General features: G+C 46.2%; 22 protein-coding genes. 3 read left to right on the forward strand and 19 right to left on the reverse strand.

All coding sequences use genetic code 11. The annotated features are described in order from the left end of the window. Positions 1 to 16: 16 nt before the first annotated feature. The 3 genes from GQF01_RS35215 to GQF01_RS36515 form a co-directional block, all read right to left on the reverse strand. Positions 17 to 808: an HAD family hydrolase gene (locus tag GQF01_RS35215; RefSeq protein ID WP_161412123.1), complete on the reverse strand. Its 792-nt coding sequence runs from the start codon at positions 806 to 808 to the stop codon at positions 17 to 19. Positions 809 to 850: 42 nt separating this feature from the next. Beyond that, positions 851 to 1,033: a DUF896 domain-containing protein gene (locus GQF01_RS35220; RefSeq protein WP_161411974.1), complete on the reverse strand. Its 183-nt coding sequence runs from the start codon at positions 1,031 to 1,033 to the stop codon at positions 851 to 853. Positions 1,034 to 1,174: 141 nt separating this feature from the next. Then, entirely contained in the window at positions 1,175 to 1,567 is a 393-nt protein-coding gene (locus tag GQF01_RS36515; protein WP_235960823.1) for a LysM peptidoglycan-binding domain-containing protein, read from the reverse strand. Between the two features lie 147 nt (positions 1,568 to 1,714). Here GQF01_RS36515 and lexA point away from each other — a divergent pair, with 147 nt between their 5' ends. Then, the gene (gene lexA, locus GQF01_RS35230; protein ID WP_161411975.1) at positions 1,715 to 2,332 is read left to right on the forward strand and encodes a transcriptional repressor LexA; all 618 of its coding nucleotides are present in this window, start codon (positions 1,715 to 1,717) and stop codon (positions 2,330 to 2,332) included. Positions 2,333 to 2,674: 342 nt separating this feature from the next. Here the strand turns inward: lexA and GQF01_RS35235 are convergent, their stop codons facing one another. From GQF01_RS35235 to GQF01_RS35295, 13 genes are all read right to left on the reverse strand, one after another. Beyond that, positions 2,675 to 3,913 carry an aminopeptidase gene (locus GQF01_RS35235; protein ID WP_161411976.1) on the reverse strand — a complete coding sequence of 413 codons (1,239 nt, stop codon included), beginning with the start codon at positions 3,911 to 3,913 and terminating at the stop codon, positions 2,675 to 2,677. 98 nt (positions 3,914 to 4,011) lie between these two features. Continuing rightward, a complete protein-coding gene (glnA, locus tag GQF01_RS35240; protein WP_328803597.1) occupies positions 4,012 to 5,352 on the reverse strand; it encodes a type I glutamate--ammonia ligase in 1,341 nt (446 codons plus the stop codon). A 38-nt stretch (positions 5,353 to 5,390) separates the two neighbouring features. After that, positions 5,391 to 5,801: a MerR family transcriptional regulator gene (locus tag GQF01_RS35245; RefSeq protein WP_145655132.1), complete on the reverse strand. Its 411-nt coding sequence runs from the start codon at positions 5,799 to 5,801 to the stop codon at positions 5,391 to 5,393. Positions 5,802 to 5,898: 97 nt separating this feature from the next. After that, positions 5,899 to 7,119, reverse strand: coding sequence for a methionine gamma-lyase family protein (locus tag GQF01_RS35250; protein ID WP_235960881.1), 1,221 nt, complete (start codon positions 7,117 to 7,119; stop codon positions 5,899 to 5,901). A gap of 35 nt (positions 7,120 to 7,154) precedes the next feature. After that, on the reverse strand, positions 7,155 to 8,477 hold the full coding sequence (hflX, locus tag GQF01_RS35255) for a GTPase HflX (RefSeq protein ID WP_161411979.1): 1,323 nt from the start codon (positions 8,475 to 8,477) through the stop codon (positions 7,155 to 7,157). Between the two features lie 184 nt (positions 8,478 to 8,661). Beyond that, the gene (gene efeB, locus GQF01_RS35260; protein WP_161411980.1) at positions 8,662 to 9,933 is read right to left on the reverse strand and encodes an iron uptake transporter deferrochelatase/peroxidase subunit; all 1,272 of its coding nucleotides are present in this window, start codon (positions 9,931 to 9,933) and stop codon (positions 8,662 to 8,664) included. A gap of 34 nt (positions 9,934 to 9,967) precedes the next feature. Further along, a complete protein-coding gene (locus GQF01_RS35265; RefSeq protein WP_161411981.1) occupies positions 9,968 to 11,128 on the reverse strand; it encodes an EfeM/EfeO family lipoprotein in 1,161 nt (386 codons plus the stop codon). A gap of 28 nt (positions 11,129 to 11,156) precedes the next feature. After that, positions 11,157 to 12,638, reverse strand: a complete 1,482-nt coding sequence (locus GQF01_RS35270) for an FTR1 family iron permease (RefSeq protein ID WP_161411982.1) — start codon at positions 12,636 to 12,638, stop codon at positions 11,157 to 11,159. A 171-nt stretch (positions 12,639 to 12,809) separates the two neighbouring features. Further along, positions 12,810 to 13,778, reverse strand: a complete 969-nt coding sequence (locus GQF01_RS35275) for an AAA family ATPase (RefSeq protein ID WP_161411983.1) — start codon at positions 13,776 to 13,778, stop codon at positions 12,810 to 12,812. Positions 13,779 to 13,914: 136 nt separating this feature from the next. Beyond that, the gene (locus tag GQF01_RS35280) at positions 13,915 to 14,226 is read right to left on the reverse strand and encodes an antibiotic biosynthesis monooxygenase family protein (protein WP_161411984.1); all 312 of its coding nucleotides are present in this window, start codon (positions 14,224 to 14,226) and stop codon (positions 13,915 to 13,917) included. Positions 14,227 to 14,252: 26 nt separating this feature from the next. Next, complete coding sequence (locus GQF01_RS35285) at positions 14,253 to 14,879, reverse strand: histidine phosphatase family protein (RefSeq protein ID WP_161411985.1); 627 nt, start codon at positions 14,877 to 14,879, stop codon at positions 14,253 to 14,255. Between the two features lie 30 nt (positions 14,880 to 14,909). Beyond that, a complete protein-coding gene (locus GQF01_RS35290; protein WP_161411986.1) occupies positions 14,910 to 15,911 on the reverse strand; it encodes a lipoate--protein ligase in 1,002 nt (333 codons plus the stop codon). Positions 15,912 to 15,927: 16 nt separating this feature from the next. Continuing rightward, a complete protein-coding gene (locus tag GQF01_RS35295; RefSeq protein ID WP_161411987.1) occupies positions 15,928 to 16,407 on the reverse strand; it encodes a GNAT family N-acetyltransferase in 480 nt (159 codons plus the stop codon). Between the two features lie 157 nt (positions 16,408 to 16,564). Between GQF01_RS35295 and GQF01_RS35300 the strand changes: the two genes are divergently transcribed. Continuing rightward, positions 16,565 to 17,365 (forward strand): GNAT family N-acetyltransferase, encoded by an 801-nt coding sequence (locus tag GQF01_RS35300; RefSeq protein WP_161411988.1) that lies wholly within the window; start codon positions 16,565 to 16,567, stop codon positions 17,363 to 17,365. A 38-nt stretch (positions 17,366 to 17,403) separates the two neighbouring features. Further along, on the forward strand, positions 17,404 to 18,273 hold the full coding sequence (locus tag GQF01_RS35305) for an SDR family oxidoreductase (RefSeq protein WP_161411989.1): 870 nt from the start codon (positions 17,404 to 17,406) through the stop codon (positions 18,271 to 18,273). A gap of 111 nt (positions 18,274 to 18,384) precedes the next feature. Here the strand turns inward: GQF01_RS35305 and GQF01_RS35310 are convergent, their stop codons facing one another. Genes GQF01_RS35310 through GQF01_RS35320 form a run of 3 tightly spaced genes read right to left on the reverse strand, consistent with a single transcriptional unit; the run spans position 18,385 to position 20,548 of the window. Continuing rightward, complete coding sequence (locus tag GQF01_RS35310) at positions 18,385 to 19,092, reverse strand: YdcF family protein (protein WP_161411990.1); 708 nt, start codon at positions 19,090 to 19,092, stop codon at positions 18,385 to 18,387. Continuing rightward, positions 19,064 to 19,783: an alpha/beta hydrolase gene (locus tag GQF01_RS35315; protein WP_161411991.1), complete on the reverse strand. Its 720-nt coding sequence runs from the start codon at positions 19,781 to 19,783 to the stop codon at positions 19,064 to 19,066. Before GQF01_RS35315 ends, GQF01_RS35310 begins: the two co-directional genes overlap by 29 nt. A gap of 54 nt (positions 19,784 to 19,837) precedes the next feature. Continuing rightward, complete coding sequence (locus tag GQF01_RS35320; RefSeq protein WP_235960824.1) at positions 19,838 to 20,548, reverse strand: peptidylprolyl isomerase; 711 nt, start codon at positions 20,546 to 20,548, stop codon at positions 19,838 to 19,840. Between the last annotated feature and the right edge of the window lie 3 nt (positions 20,549 to 20,551).

A 20,551-nucleotide genomic window follows, 5' to 3' on the forward strand; every position in this document is an offset into this window, starting at 1 on the left:
TTATTTGCATTATGCATTAAGCATTAGCGATAATCGGTAAAACTTCCTCAAGTCGTGATACCTCATTTGCCGGAACAATCTCATCTCCACTTTGCAGGCCATGATGATTAATCCAAATATTGCGCATACCTACACGTCCGGAACCCAGAATATCCGTCGTCAATTTATCACCGATCATAATTCCTTCTTCCGCCTGAATCCCCAGAAGCTCCAGCGCATGTTGGAAAATTGAAACATCCGGTTTGCCGACTCCAAATTCCCCAGAGATAACAATGTGATCAAAATAGGATGAAATGTTTGGTACGCCAGCTAATTTTTCTTTCTGAAGATCAGGCGATCCATTCGTTAGTAGAAGCAGCTTGTAGTTCCCCTTCAGAGCGTCCAGCACACGGAACGTTTCTTCATAAACATACGGGCGCTTGCGGCGTTCAGCAGGAAAAAGCTCACCGAGCTTATACCCAAGTTCTGCATCTTCTACGCCTAACGCGCGAAGTCCGCGAGTCCACGATTCCGTACGATAGCCTGGCGCTAATTGTTCCAATTTGCGAAAATTCTCATTTTCGCCTTGTGTGAAATTAGCCCATAGTCCTTCAAATGGGTTAATGCCGATCATTTTGGTGAATGAAAAAGGTTCATAAGATTCGTATAAAGCACGGGCTTCTTTACGAACAGCGGCTTCCAGCTCTTCCGGATTGACAGCCGCGTGTTTGGCTGCTTCGGCACAAGTTGCTTCAAAAGCTTCTTGTACACTGCGGTCATCCCATAGAAGTGTATCGTCTAAATCAAAAAGTACAGCCTTCAACGTCATCATTCATTTCCCCTTTGAATGTTGTTTCTATATGAAAAGCAACTACTCTTCGTCCGCAAACTTGATGGAATCAAGTTGAACTTTAAGATTGCCTCGGAACGCCTCAATATATTTCTTTCTCAGTTCATTTCGTTCATCGATTTCTGCATCTGTTAAACCAACGGTTTTGGCTTTACGAGCAAGCTCATTAATGCGCTCGATATTTTTTTCCATACTGTCACTCATAATGATCCTCCTAGTTCAAAAATTCAATATGAGTATTACTTTGCCATCCCTCTAGTGGAATGTCAAGAAAACAACCAAAAGAGGCATAGGAACAAACCCTAGCCTCTTAATGTCTATTTCCATTTCATAGGAAAGTAATGATTATGGGAGCAATAAAACTTGTCCTTCTTGCAAAGAGCTTGTAGTTAAATGATTCTTCGTCTTGATCTTATCTATATAGGAACGAATGTTCTCTCCGCTCTTCTTATGAGTTGCTGCAATGTCCCATAGCGTATCGCCTTCTTGAATGACGACTTGCTTCTGGGCAACTGTCTTCGTGTCTGAGTGATTTGACAAAATGCTCGTCGGGGAAGATACTGCCGCATAAGCTTGTACCATAGCACCAAAAGAGAACACTGTCCCCAGAATCAAAGCAATGAATAGAAACCGAATAACTGTTTTCGTATAACGCGATTTCGTTGCGATCCCTTTGGACGCGGCAGTTGATCTATGAGGCGTGCGTGAATTGTTAGTGTGTGAATAGGCCATATACATGAATAATCATCCCCCAAACATTTGTTCTGTTTTTAGAATAACACGAACACATGTTTGAGTCAACGATTTATTCGAACTTATGTTTGTACGAACTCGGGTTCTATGTTATACTTTGGGTAATGATTCCCAGCATTGGAGTGATAACTATTGAGTAAGATCTCACAGCGTCAACAAGCTATTTTAGAATACATTAAGAACGAAGTGAAAGATAAGGGTTACCCGCCTTCTGTACGTGAAATCGGCGAGGCTGTCGGACTAGCTTCCAGTTCAACTGTTCACGGGCATTTGGAGCGTCTTGAGAAGAAAGGATTAATTCGTCGAGACCCAACCAAACCTCGTGCCATCGAGATCCTTGGGTTAGACGGTGCTGAAACCCATTTTGCAGTTTCTGTTGCACGTGTTCCACTCGTAGGTAAAGTTACCGCTGGGGTGCCGATTACGGCGACTGAGAACATTGAAGACTACTTCCCTCTTCCTATCAGCATGGTTGGCGATAACAACGTGTTCATGCTAAGCGTCATGGGCGACAGTATGATCGAAGCTGGCATACATAACGGCGATTATGTCATCGTCAAGCAACAACAAACAGCGAACAACGGAGACATCGTTGTTGCAATGACAGAAGACGATGAAGCTACGGTGAAACGTTTTTACAAAGAGAAGGATCATATCCGTCTTCAACCGGAAAACTCCGCTTTGAAGCCGATCCTATTGAAGAATGTTACAATTCTTGGCCGTGTCATCGGATTATTCCGCGACATGTAAACGTAAAAAGGACCGTCAGGTTAATCCTGATGGTCCTTTTTACGTTTATCTACGTTCTACGCCAAACGAATCTCGCTAATTGTTCAGCTTAAGGGAACTGGGATACGCTATTTCGAGATAAACGAGCCGTTTTCTCTCTAAGCGGAACTACAGGCCCTTATTTGTCCTCAATAGCTCAATTTTTCTAGTGAATTAACAAAATAGCGAACTGTAGTTCCCCTCACTTGTTTATTATGCGTCTTTTCAGGCAAATAACGGACCACAGTTCCCTAGACGAACAAAAACCGAAGGACGATTCACAATTCGTCCCTCGCTTAAGGCCAAAGTCTGCTCACGCTACTTCTAAAACGAAAGCGCCCAATTACCTTCACGGAAAATTGGCTCCAAGGTGCCATCCTGCAGCACACCATCAATCTCCAGATCAGCTGTCCCGATCATGAAATCCACGTGAATCAAGCTTGTATTCCCGCCTCTTGCTTTCAACTCTTCATTGGATAAAGAAGCTCCATCCTTCATATTAATCGGATAACAGCTGCCCAAAGCAAGGTGACAGGAAGCATTTTCATCAATGCCTGTATTGTAGAAAATTCGGTTCACATTAGATATCGGCGAATCATAAGGAACAAGCGCAACTTCACCTAAATAACGGGCGCCTTCGTCCATTTCCAATAACCTTGTCAAATGCTCGTAGCCCACTTCTGCCTTATAATCTACGACTTTACCATCCTCGAATCGGAACGAAAACTTATCAACCAATGCGCCGTTCACATTGAGCGGCTTCGTGCTGGATACCGTCCCATTTACGCCTGTCCGTTTGGGCATCGTAAACACTTCTTCTGTCGGCATATTCGCAACAAAACGAATCCCGCTTGCGTTCGCCTTATCTCCGCCTAACCAAATATGGCCATCTGGCAGCTCTATGCGCAAATCAGTCCCTGCAGCCCGATACTGCAGCGCTGCATATTGCTTATCATTCAGCACCTTGCGAACACGTTTCAACTGCTCAATATGTACACGCCAAGCGCTAACTGGATCATTTTCGTATACACGATTGAACCGGAAGATAGCGTCCCACATGGCATCTACTCGATCTTCTTCAGGAAGATCCGCGTACACTTTGGAGGCCCAAGCTACAGTTGGTGCCTTGATCAAGCACCAGCTGAACGTACTTGTTCTCACATAATTTTGATACTTGGAACGCGCTGTTGCCATCGCTTTCGAAGCTCTGGATATCACGCTAGGATCAATGCCGGCATACAAATCAGGATCTGGCACTTTAATATTCAGCAATGCGCCGCCATTCTCAACAAAACGCTCAAGCATATCTGTGTACCACACTGGGTAGTAATCGAGTGCATCATCATGAGCCGTTTCTAACCGAGCGCGCGTCAAGAAGTCATCCTGCCAGTTGACCTGAACATAGTTAGCTCCAGCTTCATAGGCTTTCTTAACGATTAATCGCGTCAAGTCCAAGCATTCAATCGGTGACTCGATCATGAGGTCTTGACCTTTGGTCAAATTAACGCCAATTTTAACGACTAATTCCGCATATTTCTCTAAGTTGACTAAAAAGTTATCCATATGAGTTCTTACTCCTTCGCATGAAAAAGCCCATCAGTTCAGGTATGCCTGAATTATGACGGGCTTTCGTATCTAGTTTTCAAATGCTGTTGATTATCCTAGTACAGGGACAAATATTGATCTCTTTCCCATTGGTGAACCTGTGTGCGGTACATATCCCACTCAATTTCTTTAAGCTCATAGAAATGAGCTAAAGCATGCTCGCCAAGTGTATCACAGATCACATCATCACGCAGCAACTCGTCCAAAGCTTGTTTCAAGTTCAGCGGTAAGCTTGGAATACCTTGGTTTTCTCTTTCCTCTTCGGTCATCACATAGATGTTACGATCCGTTGGAGGAGGCAGCTGCATTTTGTTTTTGATGCCATCTAGACCAGCTGCAAGCATGACAGCAAGCGCCAAGTATGGGTTCGCAGCCGGATCCGGATTACGGACTTCAACACGCGTGCTCAAGCCGCGGGAAGCCGGGATACGAATCATTGGACTACGATTGCTCGCAGACCATGCTACGTAACAAGGTGCTTCGTAGCCAGGAACGAGGCGTTTGTAGGAGTTAACCGTAGGGTTCGTAATCGCTGCAAAAGAACGGGCATGACGAAGTACACCTGCCATATAATGTCTTGCAACATTACTTAAACCTAACTTGTCGGACTCGTCGTAGAATGCGTTAGTATCACCTTTGAATAAGGATTGGTGACAGTGCATGCCAGATCCGTTCATGCCGAACAGTGGTTTAGGCATGAAGGAAGCATGTAGACCATGCTGTCTAGCTACGGTTTTGACAACAAGCTTGAATGTTTGAATTTGATCAGCTGCTTTAATTGCATCCGCATATTTGAAGTCGATTTCGTGCTGACCAGGAGCTACTTCGTGGTGAGAAGCTTCAATCTCAAAGCCCATCTCTTCAAGCGTTAGCACGATATCGCGACGGCAGTTCTCACCAAGATCCATTGGAGCTAAATCAAAGTATCCGCCTTGATCGTTCAGCTCTGTCGTTGGATTACCTTTTTCATCGGTTTTGAATAAGAAAAACTCCGGTTCAGGACCAACATTCATCGCTGTGTAACCAAGCTCTTCCGCTTGTTTCAGCGCATTTTTCAAGATAGCGCGTGGATCTCCCGGGAATGGGCGCCCATCCGGCAAGTAGATATCACAGATCAAGCGAGCCACTTTGCTCTCCGTTACCCAAGGGAAGATAACCCATGTATCCAAATCCGGATACAGGTACATATCGGACTCTTCAATACGCACATAACCTTCGATGGAAGAACCGTCGAACATCATTTTGTTGTCTAACGCTTTTTCAAGCTGGCTGAAAGGGATCTCAACGTTCTTAATACTTCCCATCAAGTCCGTAAACTGCAAGCGAATGAACCGAACATTTTGCTCTTTTGCAATGCGCAGAATATCTTCTTTGTTATAGTTATTGTTGTAGGTCACGTTCATTCTCCTCTCATTTTACAAGCGCTTACGGAGTGTTATTTATAAAACCGGGAAAGCTGCCCTTGGATCAAGGAAACCTGATCTGGACGCTTGCCCCCGCCTATCAACTGCTGCTTAAGCATCTTGTGCAGCTGGGAGTCGGTTAGTTCCTTACGCTTCACTTCCGTATGCTCGTTCAAAATCGTAGCATCTTCCGAGTCTTTATCGACTGGGATAAGCACCTGCTTAATCCCTGCGATGTTCACACCTTTTTCAATCAAGTCTTTAATTTCAAGAAGTCGTTCAACATCATTAAAGGAATAGAGTCGTTGATTGCCGCCTGTTCTGGCAGGAATAATAAGCTCATGCTGTTCGTAATATCGAATTTGTCTTGCTGTTAGATCCGTCAGCTTCATGACGATCCCGATGGGGAATAACGCCATATTTCTACGTATATCATCACTCATGCTAATCACTCCTGCAAAGTTAAGTACCTCTCTTATATTGTACCTAAGTAACAAAAACGTGTCAAGGAGTGTAAGGTTTGTTCACAGACTTATTTTTTCAAAGCAATCCCTTGTCTACCATATGTTGGATTGCCGTGAGCACCCCTAACTTACAATGTGAATAGGTAAGTCCTCCTTGCATGTACGCGATGTACGGCTCGCGAATCGGAGCATCGGCAGACAGCTCGAGGCTGCCGCCTTGGATGAAGGTCCCGGCCGCCATAATGACGGGATGCTCATAGCCGGGCATATCCCACGGCTCCGGCACCACGTGCGAATCCACGGCAGCCGCTTTCTGGATGCCCTGCACGAACGTGATCAAGTGATCCGCAGACGTAAAGCGGATCGCTTGAATCAAATCCGTCCGCTGCGCGTCCCAACGCGGATGGCTCTCGAAGCCCAGCTGTTCGAAGACAGCACTCGCGAACACCGAGCCCTTAACCGCTTGCCCAACCAGATGCGGGGCAAGGAAGAGCCCTTGAAACATAGCTCGCGTAGCGCCGAGCATGGCGCCAACCTCGCCCCCAATACCTGGGGCGGTCAGTCGATAGGCGGCGAGGTCCACGAGGTCCTGCCGCCCGGCAATGTAGCCGCCGGATGGGGCTATGCCGCCGCCGGGGTTCTTGATCAGTGAGCCGGCCATCAAATCGACGCCAACCTGCGTCGGCTCTTGCTGCTCGGTGAACTCTCCATAGCAATTATCGACGAAAACGATAAGATTCGGGTTTACTTCTTTGACAAATCGCACCATCTCGCCGATTTGCTGGATCGTGAACGACGGCCGCCAGGAGTAGCCGCGAGAGCGCTGAATGCCGATCACCTTCGTGTTCGGCTGAATGGCTGCTGCGATAGCCGTCCAGTCGGGCGAACCATCCTCCAGCAAGGCTACCTCATCGTAGCCAATGCCAAAGTCCTGCAGCGAGCCTGTACCGTCACCAGGTTTGCCAATCACCTTATGCAAGGTGTCATAGGGCTTCCCTGTGATGTAAAGTAGATGTTCGCCTGGTCGAAGCACACCGAACAGTGCAGTCCCGATCGTATGCGTTCCTGACACAAAATGTGGACGAACAAGTGCCGCCTCTGCGCCAAAGCTATCCGCATACACAAGATCAAGCACCTCTCTGCCACGATCGTTGTATCCATACCCGGTTGAAGAGGCAAAATGGTAATCACTTACTTTATGTTTCTGAAAAGCACTAATCACTTTCCATTGATTAAGATCTATTGTTTTCTCGATGTGACGAAAAGCGCTCTCGACTTGACGTTCTGCACTTTCCATCAACGACATGACTTTATCCCCAAATTGCATAATGATTAAATCTCTCCCTCGTTCTCTTGAACCTCATGCTGCGGATTCTGATCATAGGCGACCAGTTGATAAGCGACTTTAACATAATCATCTTTGTTCACTCGGACTTTAAACACCATATCCTCGCCGTCTACTTCCGTCTCAAGTACATCGCCGATTCGGTACATTAAAGAGATGATGTCTCCTTTATCGGCTGGAATACGAAACTCTTTGCTATCCCCCATCAGCTTTTCTTGAATCGTGTTCCTCAGACGCTCCAAATCCGCTTGGTCGAAAGCGCTGATCTTCAGAAACTCCCCTTCGGTTGTCAGCAATTCGCGGTCTTCCTGGGGACATGCATCGATTTTGTTGAAAAGTGTCAGCTGTTCCTTCTGATGGGCACCAAGCTCTTTAAGCACCTCGCCTACGACGCGCATTTGCTCGTTGCGCATATCTGTCGAGCTGTCAACGACATGGAGAATGAGATCGGCTTCATTCGCCTCCTCCAACGTTGCACGGAATGAAGCGACGAGATCATGCGGCAGGTTTTGAATAAATCCTACGGTATCTGTTAGAACGATCTCCTTGCCGCTTGGCAGTTCCATTGTCCGTGATGTCGGGTCTAGGGTAGCAAAAAGCTGGTTCTCAATATAGACGTCGGCTTGCGTTAATTGTTTCAATAAAGTTGATTTCCCAGCGTTCGTATAGCCGACCAGAGCAACCTGGAACACACCGGTTTTCTTCCGGCGCTCTCGGTGCAAGGTGCGATGACGAACGACTTCTTCAAGCTGCGCCTTTAGCTCATCAATACGACCTCGGATGTGCCGGCGATCTGTCTCCAGCTTGGATTCTCCGGGACCTCTCGTACCGATACCGCCGCCAAGCCTGGAAAGGTTCTTGCCTTGACCAGAAAGCCTTGGGAGCAAATAGCTGAGCTGTGCTAGTTCAACCTGGATAATACCTTCACGCGTTTTGGCACGCTGCGCAAAGATATCTAGAATGAGCTGTGTGCGATCAATGATTTTGACATCTAGTGCAGCCTCTAGATTACGGACTTGAGCACCCGATAGCTCTTGATCGAATATCGCCGTGTTTCCACCAAGTTCCTCCAGCATAAGCTTCAGTTCTTCGACTTTCCCTTTGCCGATAAACCATTTGCTATCCTTTGTTTCTTTGTTCTGAGTCATCGTTTCCAAAACCTGCACACCTGCAGTTTCAGCCAGCTTCACTAATTCCTGTAGCGAGTACTCAGCTAACTCTTCATTGCGCTTTTGCTTCTGAGTAACCAGACTGACAAGCACAGCACGGTCATCAATTTCTTTTTCAACCATATGTGAAGTTGTTTTCATAAATTATAGTCTCCTTTACCTTGCACGTTCACGATTGAAATCCCCTGCAAATGCACGGATTCCTTCATTATTGTGTAGGAAATGCTTGGGAAAGTCAATTTACTGCGAAGGAAAGTTCAATTATAACAAAGCTCATCAAAAAAAACCGAAAGGCCAGTAGCCTTCCGGTATCTTTCCACAATTGTTAGGCAAATAAACTTTGACCCAAGAAGGATCCCTTGGAAGGAACGCCCGGAAGCACAGCAAAATAACCTCCGCCGGTCGTATCCGTATAAGCCAGCATTTGATCTGGCAGCTTCGGATTCGTCAACCTTTTCTGGATCGATTCAAACTGCGTCTGAATGTTTCGATTGAAGCAAACGAACAACAATCCGGCATTCAACCGTCCAACACTATCTAGATTCTCCATAAAATTATAGCCTCTGCGCAAGATACGTTCACGTTCTGAATTCTCGCCTGTGCGCGGATTCGAGAGGCGAATATGGGAATCGAGTGGAGTAAATTTGCCTTCAGAATCCCCTTCGAAATTAGGCTGATCCATTTCCTTTTGACCATCCAGCGGTGCCCCGGAAACTTTCTGACGTCCTATAATCTCCTCTTGATCGGAGTACGTTTGTTGATCCCATGTTTCAATCCGCATTTGAATGCGGCGCACAACCATATAGGTTCCACCAGCAAACCAGGACGCACCATCTCCGCTATCAGCCCATACGTTATTTTTCATAAATGCTTCATCTGTCAAAGCCGGATTATTCGTACCGTCCTTGAAGCCGAACAAGTTCCGCTTGGTTCCTTGTGCTTTCACACCTAACTGTCCGGTTTGCTGCCAGCGTAAATGGGCAACTCCACGTGCAGCCTTGGCTAAATTCCGAATGGCATGAAAGCAAATCACTGGATCATCCGAGCAAGCCTGTATCAAGATATCCCCATGGGTTAATTGATCCTGCAAGGAATCTTTATGAAAGATCGGCATCTCCGTTAAACCAGAAGGTTTGCGTGAACGAAGCCCGAAACGATCAACGCCTTCCTTTTCAAAAAGAGAGGCACCAACAGCGAAAGTAATTGTCAGCTTTCCTGTATCTAATCCTATTTGCTCACCTGTATCAGTTGGTGGAAATTTGCCTTCCTGAGGCTCGGCTGCCAGCGGCTTACCTGCCATAAGTGTTGCTGCCATTTCCGTCCAATGCTGCATGAGCTCCTTAAGCTCCTGCACATTCTCAGTCGTAATATCGAAAGCCGCCACGTTGGCAAAGTTCTGAGCAGGCGTCACGACACCCGTTTGATGAGTGCCATAGAAAGAAATCGTTTCATCCGCAGCATTGGCTTTGCTTGCAGTCATTTCTGCTGCGTTTGGAACCGCACCCTGATCTTTCCCCAGCAAATCACCGAGCACGATTCCCGCTGCTCCTGCCGCAGTCATCCCCAAAAAAGCTCTGCGATTCATTTTATCCGCCATTGCCGTTTCTCCTCTCCAATCCCAATCCGTTCGTTCACTTGCTTAAAGTTCCCGGCATTTTCACAAGAGGCTCTGCTAAGGCTTCCAATTTATTTTTCAAATCGACTTGTTTGGATTGCTCAAGTTTCCCAAAATCGTTCCACGTTGGTCCAGCTGGAGAAAGTGTGTTCATTGTTTCAATAACTACCGCCAAGCTTTTGGAAATTTTCTCATCCAAAGCAGCATCTTTCTTCTTCAGCTCACCTTTGACAAGATCATAAATCGCTTGCGCACCTTCTACATTTGCCCGGATAACAGGTACTGTAGCCCCGCTCCAACGCTCTTCTTCACCTGTAATTTTGCTGGATTGCGCTTCTTCCATCAGTTCCCCTACACCTGCGATAAAGTCAGAAGCTTCGATCGTTGTGGATGCAATTGCCTGCTGCATTTTCTTGCCGTCTTCAACTAGGCGTGCGGAGAATGGCTCAGCATCTTTTACATTCTTTTTCACAAAAAGCAAGTACTCAATCCGGTGATACCCTGTAAATGCTGGATCTTTTTCATTCTTGAAATCATCCACACGAGCATCCATCACTCCATCCAATTCACTGAATGTTTCGATGATCGGCTCAATTCTTTCGTAAGGCATACGGGATAGTCCATAAGCTTCCTGCGCTTTTTTCAGATCGCCAGTTTTCACTGCTGCATCCAGCTGCTCTAATAATGTGACCAGTTGTTTCCCTTGATCCTGAACATATTTGTTATAAGCTTTCGCTGCTTCTTGAAGCTCTTTGGAGGCCTCAATGACATCTTTATTGACTGCGCCCTTATTATCCGTAAAAGAGGTCGTTAACTCGGTCATAGCCGCTTTCGCATTCGTGTTTAGTGCCGTTAATGTTGGATAATCCAACTTGTCTTGTTTCAAACCAGCTTCCAATGGAATCAGAAATTTCTCCACTTTAAAATAGAGTTCCGGGAATTTCGGTTTCACTTCATCCTCAAAGCTGGCCCACTGATCTTCCAACTGTGTTGATAATTTTTTCGCATCTTTAATTTTGTTTGCATCTAATTGACTTTTAAGTTGATCAATGCTTGTAAGTAAAGCCGCCGAACCTTCCTTAAAAGGTACTTTCTTAACTTCAGTTGGTTCTGTTTTCCCGCAACCTGCGAGTAGTAGAGTTGTTGCTGCCGCTAAAATAATGAGTTTCTTTTTCATGAATAAGTGCCCCTTTTTGATTGAAAAATTATTTATACACTGTACGATTTTTGTTTTGAATTAATTTAAGACGTTGCCAAATGACGGCGAACAATGCTGCCACCAGAAGAATGAATTGAGGAATCGCACTCTCGAGAGTCGGATACAGGGCAACGAAATCCCAGCTAGGCAGCCAAGATGCTGTCGTAGCAGGGAGATAACCTGCAAGCTGCAGTCCGTGGACACCCATTCCGGCAAACTTGAAGCATAAGTAAAATACAAAAATGCTTGAAACCAAGAAGAAGGGGCGCATCGGAATGCGCAAACCAACCTTCAAAATAAGGAAAGACACGATGATCAGAATGAGAGCGCCAATCGCGATGCCGCCGACCAGAGAGCTGAGTGAAATCGAGGACGCCATTCCAATCATGAAAAGAACAGTCTCTGTCCCTTCACGGAACACAGCTAGGAAAGCCAGCAAGCTTAGTGAAACTAAACTTCCTGTCGCTAGCGCTTTGACACTCTGATCCCTTATGTATTTTTGCCAGTTCGAAATACTCGATTTGCTATGCAGCCAATAACTCATATACAGCAACATGACCGCAGCGAAAATGCCGGTACATCCAGCAATTAAAAAGTTGTTATTGCCAAAAGCACTCGCTGAGAACAGCTGCTGAACTACGATGCCTAGAGCAATACTTACAAGTAGTCCGCTGAGCACCCCGTACCAAATCCATTGTTTTTTATTACCATGACCTGATTTATTTAGAAAACCGAGCAGGGCGATTACAACTAGCAAAGCTTCCAACCCTTCTCGAAGTAAAATCGTCGTTGCATCCAGCATCGTGTATCTGGTTTTGGCGGCTAACGGATTCAAATCTGCATGCATACGTGCGATCGTCGCTGTTGCTTCACTGACTTGAGCAGGCGTCGCCGACAGCTGTGCATAGGCTGTGACCATGTCTCTTTCCATGGATGTGTAAACCGTGGAAGACTGTGTAAGGACAATCCCCTCAATTTGCAGCCAAGAATCTCGAAGTGTTTGAATACTCGCCGAAGCCCCGTCCACATCGTTCACTTTGAGCTGTCCGGATGCTTTGTCCAAAAGAGCGACCAAATCAGCGACTGATACTTGGCCATCGTTCTTGGAAGCTTGGCCAAAAGCATCCAAATCCCCTTCGATGAAGCTCTTATTTAGCGAGTGGAGCTCTTTGAGTCCCGCTAGAAGCTTTGGCTCATCAATGGGCTGCTTTACGGTTTGGAAGGAAACTTCACCCATCGCCTGCTCGATCTTCTGATAAGCCGCAGCTGAGCGCTCCTTCACGCCACCTTCATAAGACAACCAGTTCATTTGGAACGAATCGAACAGTTGGGAAGCCTCGTCCACCTTCCCACTCTCCATAGCTTGGATAGCACGCACAATACTCTCATCTTCCTTAGCGAGATCATCTTCTGCTTTCGCGAAAACGGAAAATGGTACCGTTAAAAACAAGACCAGTGCAATCCAGCTAGCAATAAACATTTTAGGCATGACAGCAAAAGCCCTCCTTGGATAATTAACCACCAATTCAATTAATATTGATAATCATTATCAAGTTCTAATTACTCTGTCTATTTTACTCTGTTCTTTGAACCTGTCAATTCATTTTTACAAGAAAAAAAGCCATTTAACCTAAAAAAAGTTAAATAGCTTCTTATATGTTCATTTAAACTTCATATCTTCTGGTCGTATCGACATTAATTCCGATTTGGAAGGAGCATTCACATATTGACTAAGCAATCTCACTGCTTGATGTCTCATCGCTTTCTCTAGAATGTTACGAACATACCTCGCATTGCTAAAAGCCCGCCAAGTTGCTGCCTTCTCTTCCATTAAATGCTGCTTAAGCTTCATGACAGTTTGGGGCATAATCACATATTCACGATCTTTGGCCATAAGTTCCGTAATCTGAATCAGTTGTTCAATCGGATAATCTTCAAAATCAATTTGAATCGGGAACCTGGAAGGAAGCCCAGGATTCGTTGCAAGGAATTGCTCCATTTCGTCACTGTAGCCAGCGAGGATCAGAATGAAGTCATTCTTCTTATCTTCCATGCCTTTGACCAGCGCATCGATCGATTCCTTCCCGAAGTCTTTATCGCCTCCACGCGCAAGGCTGTACGCTTCATCGATGAACAAGATGCCGCCCATCGCTTTTTTCATCAATTCCCTCGTCTTTAGAGCTGTATGTCCAATGTATTCACCTACGAGATCTGCCCGTTCCACTTCAATAAAGTGTCCCTTGCTCAGCACACCCATTGCATGAAACATGCGCCCCATCAGCCGGGCCACCGTCGTTTTACCCGTGCCAGGACTCCCTTTGAAAATCATATGGTACACATGCGCATTGCTGATCAAGCCAGCCTCAGCGCGGAATTGTGAAATCTGGAGCAGCGCATAAATCTCATGCACCAATTCTTTGACATTATCAAGTCCTATCAATTGATTCAACTCTTTAAAAATATCCGATAACGGACCCTCAAGCGGCGTCCTTTTCCCGGTTTGCTGCGGTTCTGCATCGGCCTGCGGCGAAGCATGAATCTGGTCGCCGGCGCCATCAACCGCTCGCCGATGCTCTGGCTGCCGCAAGACGATGTTGATCTGTCTGGATGGCAAGCTCCGACCACTCATGAGGATCACCTCGTTTACAAGTTGGTTTCGATGGATGGTATCTATCCATCCTACGCTCAATCCTTGTTTTTTAGACCGATCATAAGCGTCTGCATAAACAGAAAAAGCCTCCAAGCTAAGCCGGAAGCTTTTCAACTTATTTTACACTTGTACCATAGGTTTGTGTTAGGGTGTAATGCTCTACAACCGGGAAAGGATCATAGAAATGATGCAGCAGTTTACGCCATTCCTGATACTCTGCCGAACCTCGGAAACCTACGGTGTGGTCCTCAATGGTCTCCCATTGCACAAGCAGCAAATATTTATTGGCATCTTCCATACAGGACTGAAGCTCGTGCGACACATACCCTTTCATGGATGAAATAAGCGATGATGCTTCGCGGAATGCTGCTTCGAATTCGGTGTTTTTCCCTGCAATTACAGGTAAAATGGCTACTTCGAGGATCATTGTAGGTCCCTCCTAATGAATGAATGTTAGTATCCGAAGGCTTCATCTTCAAAATGAGAAGTATCTGCGTGAAGACGGATGTGTGGCTCGTTATTTACAATTTCAACGATACTTAGACAGGTCGGATGAAAATATGGCGGATTCCAGAGTTCAGCTAGTCCCCTCATCTCAAAATAAGCCATAATGACTTTCAGCGTGACTGTGTGTGAAACAAGCGCAATGGTTTGTCCTTCATGCGCAGCAAGCAATCGTTCAAGTGCCAGCGTAACCCTCTCCTGTAAGTCCGTGTAAGACTCGCCTCGCGCTGGACGATATGCCTCAGGATTACGCCAGAAGGCATGGAAATTATCCGGATCTATTTGCTCAATTTCACCCGAGATGCGCCCTTCCCAGTCGCCTAAATTCATCTCCCGCCATTCATCTGAAGATTGGATCGCAAGATCACGATCCCCTCTAATAATCTGTGCGGTTTGCAGTGTGCGCCCACTGGTGCTTGCATACATCGCTTCAAACGGCACATCTTTAAGTGCGTTGGACAACCATAACGCTTGCTGCTCGCCTAAAGCTGACAGCGGTGAATCCAAATGTCCCTGCATACGTCGCTCCACGTTCCAGAGCGTTTCCCCGTGCCGGATTAGATACAGCTTTGTCATGACCGGATTTCCCTCCCCAGAATCAAGTGGTTACGTTAATAACAGCAGATTAACAAAAGAGTCAAGCTCCAACGCGCCAAAATAACGCCGCATTTCAACACCATCCAGCCGCTCTCGAATAGCCGTTTCCTCATACCGGGAGCCGCGCAGCACCTCTTCCAGCTCTGCGACATCGCTAGCGCCGAAGAAATCTCCATAAATTTTGATATCATGAATTTGTCCCTCTTCTATCGCTAAACGGACATCTAACTTCCCGACACCTTCAAAGCGCTTAAAGTTTTGCACCGTACTCTTCGGGGATTTGCCATAGTTCCAATCCCAGTTTCCATAACGTTCTTCGGAAATGCTGCGAATTTGACGCCAATCTTCTTCTGAAAGCTTGTACGTCGGCACTTGAGAGGCTTCCATCCCGAATATGGAAGACAGCAGTTTCAGACGGAATTCCTCAATCGTTATAGGAGCATCCAGAAATTCAACGATGTTGGCGACTCTGCTACGAATCGATTTAATGCCTTTGGATTGAATTTTGTCCGGGCTAACCTTGAGTGCTGACACGACATTTTCAATCTCAGAGTTGAATAAAAGCGTGCCATGGCTGAACATGCGGCCTTTGGTTGCAAACTGCGCATTGCCAGAAATTTTACGCTCACCGACCTGAATATCATTACGGCCTGTTAGCGCTGCTTCCACGCCAAGATTGCGAAGGGCCTCTACTACAGGCTCTGTAAACTTTTGAAAATTGTGAAAAGAATTCCCGTCATCTTTGGTAATAAAACTAAAATTCAAATTGCCTAAATCATGATAGACAGCCCCGCCTCCGGAAAGTCTGCGTACCACATGCAGATTGTGATCTTTCACATACTCGGGATTGATTTCTTCCAGCGTGTTTTGATTTTTGCCAATAATAATAGAAGGTTCGTTCATATAAAATAGCAGGTAACTGTCCTGCTCAGGTAAGTGCCTTAACGCGTATTCCTCAATCGCCAGGTTAATCCGTGGATCCGTTATTCCTTCGTTATCAATAAATCGCATACGTATGCTCCTTTAATTAAGTAGATAAATCTGACGACATCGTTCGATTGAGTGTTGACATGCCTACCGATTGGTAGAAAGCTATGGCACTCTCATTAAATTCCCAAACATTAAGCTCAAGGGAGGAAGCCCCTTGTTCCCGAGCCCATGCTGCAGATGCTTGATATAGCTTCGTTCCGACGCCTTGCCGCTGAAAGTCAGGTGATACCGCCAGTTCATTCATATATGCGTATATGCGTGGAACTAGCGCCTCATACGAAGGGCTTTTCTTCATCTCCAGCATTGCCACGCCTACGACTTGTCCGCTAAACTCAGCAACCCATATGACCTTGTTCATCTGATCAGAATAACTGCGGTACCAGCCCATGGCAACGACGCGATCCAATCGTGCAAAATGAGTAGGCAAAGCAGCCGCATGCTCCTCTTGCCCAAAACGAATGATGGCATTCACCGCCTCATAGTCTTCGGAACGTGCTCGTCGTATGATAAGTTCCAAATTCTCCACTCCTGTTGCCAGTTTGCAGTTTTCTTTCCTTTGTTTCATAGCTTACATCAATGGCCATCATTTTTCCACTTTTGATATTGTATTTTTATGCATTAAAATGTATATTTATTTAAAATGCCTTTGGATAATCGAAAGGAGCTTACTTTTGATGAACGATTTAATCACCTTTTACAACGAACTCGATCAGATTGCCTCCAACACATGGCCTGCTGAAATTACCGCCTATCTCGATAACTGGCAATTACGAGCTACCCAAGGTGTCACGAAGCGGGCTAATAGTGTGCTTGCATCCGGCGATTATCCGACAACCGCTGATTGGCTGCCGCTTATCGAACAATTTTATGCGGGCAAAAGCCTTCCTGCCATTTTCCAAATCAGCGATGCATCGCCGCCAGATCTGGATGCGATGTTGCACACGCAGGGATATGTCTCTGAGCTTCCGTGTCTCATGATGTTTGCTACCGCTCAAGAAACAGCTGCTTTAGCACAGCAGAAGCTCCAGTTGAAGCTACATGTGCCTATTACTGCCGAATGGGTGAACGAAGTGGACGATGAGTGGCTCGATGCCTTTCTTATTCTTGAAAACTACGATAAGTCGCTCAAAGAATGCTACAAAGGCATATGCGATAGGATCTCCAAGACGAAAGGTTTTGTAAAATTAATAAAGGATAACCAAATCATCGCCGTAGGGACAGCTATTGTCGAAGGCGAATGGGCCGGCTTCCTGAATGTTGTTGTTAGCGAGAAAGAGCGTGGCCAAGGCCTGAGTTACAACCTTATCTATGCCCTCTCAGCTTGGAGTCTGGAACACGGAGCTGCGCAGCAATACTTGCAAGTTGTCGCTTCCAATAGCGCCGCTGTTTCGTTATATGAAAAACTTGGCTACGAAACCAAGTATCGCTATCATTACCGAATCAAGTATGATTTACGCCCCTTTGCATCATCCTAACTAAGAATTTGTCAAGGATATGAAAGGAGCCTAATTTCATGGCTACAGCTACTACGCCAAAACCTGTTTTCCCACCTCAGCATCAAAGTGTGCAGCCTGGCATTGAGTCTCAGATGAACCCGCGTCCTGAATTTGACAACGCTGCCTACCAAGCAGCTGGCAAGCTGAAAGACAAAGTCGCGCTAATCACCGGAGGTGATAGCGGCATAGGCCGCGCGGTTGCGGTCGCCTTTGCCAAAGAAGGCGCTGACGTGATGCTTGTCTATCTTAATGAACACGCAGATGCGGAAGAAACACAGCGGCATGTGGAGAAGGCTGGACGTAAATGTCTGCATGTCGCTGGTGATATTGGCGATGAGAACTTTTGCAAGAAGATCATCGAACAAGCTGTTCAACATTTCGGGAAGCTCGATATTCTCGTGAACAATGCCGCCGAGCAACATCCGCAGCCAAGCATTGAGAACATCACATCCGAACAGCTCGAACGAACATTTAAGACGAACATCTTTTCATTCTTTTATCTAACCAAAGCTGCTCTCCCTCATCTCAAATCCGGAAGCGCCATTATTAATACAGCTTCCATAACAGCTTATCATGGACATGAGCAGTTGATCGACTATTCCGCAACGAAAGGCGCGATTGTCACTTTCACACGATCTCTTTCCTTACAGTTGAATGCCAAGGGAATTCGTGTGAATGCTGTCGCTCCAGGACCGATCTGGACACCGCTGATTCCTTCTACCTTCACGGAGCAGGAAGTCGCTACCTTCGGCTCAACAACGCCAATGAAGCGTGCGGGGCAGCCCGCCGAGCTTGCAGCTAGTTACGTCTTCCTGGCCAGCGAGGACTCCTCTTACATGGCGGGTCAGGTGCTGCACGTTAATGGCGGAGCGATAGTTAACGGATAAATGGCAAGAAGAACCGTCAGGGAAACCCTGACGGTTCTTTTCATTTTGACGAGCATCGAGAAATACCAGACTGTAGTTCTCTCAAACACACAGATCATAGCTTTGTTCCGTTTAGATACCCACCTTAAGCAGCAGCTTCGTCCAGATCCACTTCGTATAAGCAAGTGTTTCTCTTGCTTCATGATACGGCATGAACAATACTTCGGAATCGATTGATGAAACAAGCGGATCTTTCAGTCCAATGCTTTCTGCAATATCCAGCGATCGCGATCCATGGTAGGAGTGCGTCACAATGATCGAGCTCACAAGGCCTTGCTCGTCCATGATTTGCTTGGAAAACAACAAATTCTCGTATGTACTTGTGGCCCTCGGTTCAATCAGAATACTTTTGGCAGGAAGCCCTTTTTTGATCAAATAATCGCGCATGCCTTCCGCTTCAGTCAGCTTGGACCCATTATGATCTAAACCACCGCTTACGATCAACTGCTTGAATTTGCCCTGTTTATATAGGTTAACCGCCAAATCTAATCGCTCTTGCAGCCCTGGACTTGGAATATCTTGGCGCAAGGATGCTCCTAAAACAATACCGACATCAACTTGCTTAGGCAAATCTTGGTCTGGAGCGACTTGAACCTTCCACTGGATATAAATAATCCAGCCTACGCCGAGAAGGAACAAAATGATAAACGTTCGAAATAGGTTGGCCATGATCCGGCGAAATTTCGACTTCGGCATCGATTTAGAAGCAGCTTTTGAAGCTTTTCTCGGCTTTGGGGAAACCGTTCGTTGCTTATGGTTCATATTGGTTTTGGCTGTCATCCATGTACTCCTTATCCAAAAATGCGCTTACTTGCCGAAACAATACTGCCGCATCATCGCTATGGCAAATGAGGTGATTGGATCTCGGATGCCAGTGGAGCTCGCGTTGTCCCTTCACTTTGCTATAAATGTAACGCGCACTTTGTGGATGAATCACCTGATCCTTCTCCGATTGTGCAATTAGTGTAGGAATACTCACTTGGCTTAGCTCTGGCTTTAGTTTGCGAACTAACCGAGTAAACTGCCAAGTCGCTCTCAAAGGTGTTGCTTTGGCTTTGTCGAGCGAAATTTTCCTCTCATATTTCCATTCATCTCGGATCACTTCAAGCATTCGGCCTGGGCTGACATAAATCACTGCCGTATTTAACAATATGAGCCGGCGAATCGGGTATCTCACGGATAAATACGCGGCAAGCAAACCGCCCATCGAGAAACCCACCATGTCGAATTCGCCGTATTCACGCGTCATCTTCTCCGCCTGCTCCTCGGCAGCGCTTATCCAATCTTCCCAGCGGGATGTTTTCAATTGGTTGTTGGAATCCCCATTCCAAGGGAGCTCCGGCACTTTGCAAAGTTGACCGCGTTCACGCAAATGCCGAGCTAACGGCTCAACTTCATAAGGCCCACCTGTAAATCCGTGAAACAATAAACATGGTTGTTTCACTTGGTTCACTTGTTTTACCTGTTGCACCCGGCATCCCTCCCGTCAATCTTTCCAGTGTAAGGACGTACAATCTAATTTATTCTATTTCTCTTTAATCGTGATGGCGTTAATTGTTACCTTTTCTTTCGGTTTGCTTGGAGTAGCTTCTCCACCCATCTCAACAGGTGTTTCAGCAATTTTCGCGATTGTTGCCATGCCGTCCTGCGTCACTTTTCCGAAAATGGTGTAGTTCGGCTGTTTATTCAAATTCGCGCAATCATCACCGGAACAAATGAAAAACTGGCTGCCATTGGTATTCGGGCCGGAATTCGCCATTGCCACAGTACCTGGCTCATATTTGTGTGAGGTTTTGAGCTCATCAGCGAACTTATAACCAGGTCCGCCCATTCCTGTCCCTTGCGGGTCCCCAGTTTGAATCATGAACGATTTGATAATACGGTGAAACGTCACATTATTGTAGAAGCCCTCTTTGGATAAAAACACGAAGTTGTTAACCGTTTTGGGAGCTTCCTTAGCGTAAAGATCAATGGTAAACGAACCCTTCGACGTCGTTACTTCCGCTTGATAAGTTTTGTTCGTATCAATTGTCATGTCGGGAGCTTTGCTCCATTGTTTAGCTCCAGAAGTGGCCGCAGGAGATGCTGCTGCAGAAGCAGCAGGCGCGGTCGCACCGCTTTTCGGTGTAGCCGTACCGCCAGCAGTTTCTGCTGGTTTGTTACCGCAAGCCGAAGCAAGCATCGTAAGTGCGATCAGTGTGATGGGTAGTAGTTTCGCTGGTTTAAGCAGGTTCATTGT

The sequence above is a fragment of the Paenibacillus silvestris genome, from assembly GCF_009882985.1.
In the GTDB taxonomy this organism is placed as follows: domain Bacteria; phylum Bacillota; class Bacilli; order Paenibacillales; family NBRC-103111; genus Paenibacillus_E; species Paenibacillus_E silvestris.

Excerpts from the sequence above, each read along its gene's own strand:
- GQF01_RS35300 (WP_161411988.1), top strand. The coding sequence starts at position 16,565 with ATGAACGATTTAATCACCTTTTACAACGAACTCGATCAGATTGCCTCC.
- GQF01_RS35320 (WP_235960824.1), bottom strand. The coding sequence starts at position 20,548 with ATGAACCTGCTTAAACCAGCGAAACTACTACCCATCACACTGATCGCA.
- GQF01_RS35220 (WP_161411974.1), bottom strand. The coding sequence starts at position 1,033 with ATGAGTGACAGTATGGAAAAAAATATCGAGCGCATTAATGAGCTTGCT.
- GQF01_RS35235 (WP_161411976.1), bottom strand. The coding sequence starts at position 3,913 with ATGGATAACTTTTTAGTCAACTTAGAGAAATATGCGGAATTAGTCGTT.
- GQF01_RS35310 (WP_161411990.1), bottom strand. The coding sequence starts at position 19,092 with ATGACAGCCAAAACCAATATGAACCATAAGCAACGAACGGTTTCCCCA.
- GQF01_RS35290 (WP_161411986.1), bottom strand. The coding sequence starts at position 15,911 with ATGCGATTTATTGATAACGAAGGAATAACGGATCCACGGATTAACCTG.
- GQF01_RS35280 (WP_161411984.1), bottom strand. The coding sequence starts at position 14,226 with ATGATCCTCGAAGTAGCCATTTTACCTGTAATTGCAGGGAAAAACACC.
- hflX (WP_161411979.1), bottom strand. The coding sequence starts at position 8,477 with ATGAAAACAACTTCACATATGGTTGAAAAAGAAATTGATGACCGTGCT.
- GQF01_RS35285 (WP_161411985.1), bottom strand. The coding sequence starts at position 14,879 with ATGACAAAGCTGTATCTAATCCGGCACGGGGAAACGCTCTGGAACGTG.
- GQF01_RS35215 (WP_161412123.1), bottom strand. The coding sequence starts at position 808 with ATGACGTTGAAGGCTGTACTTTTTGATTTAGACGATACACTTCTATGG.
- GQF01_RS36515 (WP_235960823.1), bottom strand. The coding sequence starts at position 1,567 with ATGTATATGGCCTATTCACACACTAACAATTCACGCACGCCTCATAGA.
- GQF01_RS35275 (WP_161411983.1), bottom strand. The coding sequence starts at position 13,778 with ATGAGTGGTCGGAGCTTGCCATCCAGACAGATCAACATCGTCTTGCGG.
- GQF01_RS35270 (WP_161411982.1), bottom strand. The coding sequence starts at position 12,638 with ATGCCTAAAATGTTTATTGCTAGCTGGATTGCACTGGTCTTGTTTTTA.
- GQF01_RS35250 (WP_235960881.1), bottom strand. The coding sequence starts at position 7,119 with ATGGAAAGTGCAGAACGTCAAGTCGAGAGCGCTTTTCGTCACATCGAG.
- GQF01_RS35265 (WP_161411981.1), bottom strand. The coding sequence starts at position 11,128 with ATGAAAAAGAAACTCATTATTTTAGCGGCAGCAACAACTCTACTACTC.
- efeB (WP_161411980.1), bottom strand. The coding sequence starts at position 9,933 with ATGGCGGATAAAATGAATCGCAGAGCTTTTTTGGGGATGACTGCGGCA.
- GQF01_RS35305 (WP_161411989.1), top strand. The coding sequence starts at position 17,404 with ATGGCTACAGCTACTACGCCAAAACCTGTTTTCCCACCTCAGCATCAA.
- GQF01_RS35245 (WP_145655132.1), bottom strand. The coding sequence starts at position 5,801 with ATGAGTGATGATATACGTAGAAATATGGCGTTATTCCCCATCGGGATC.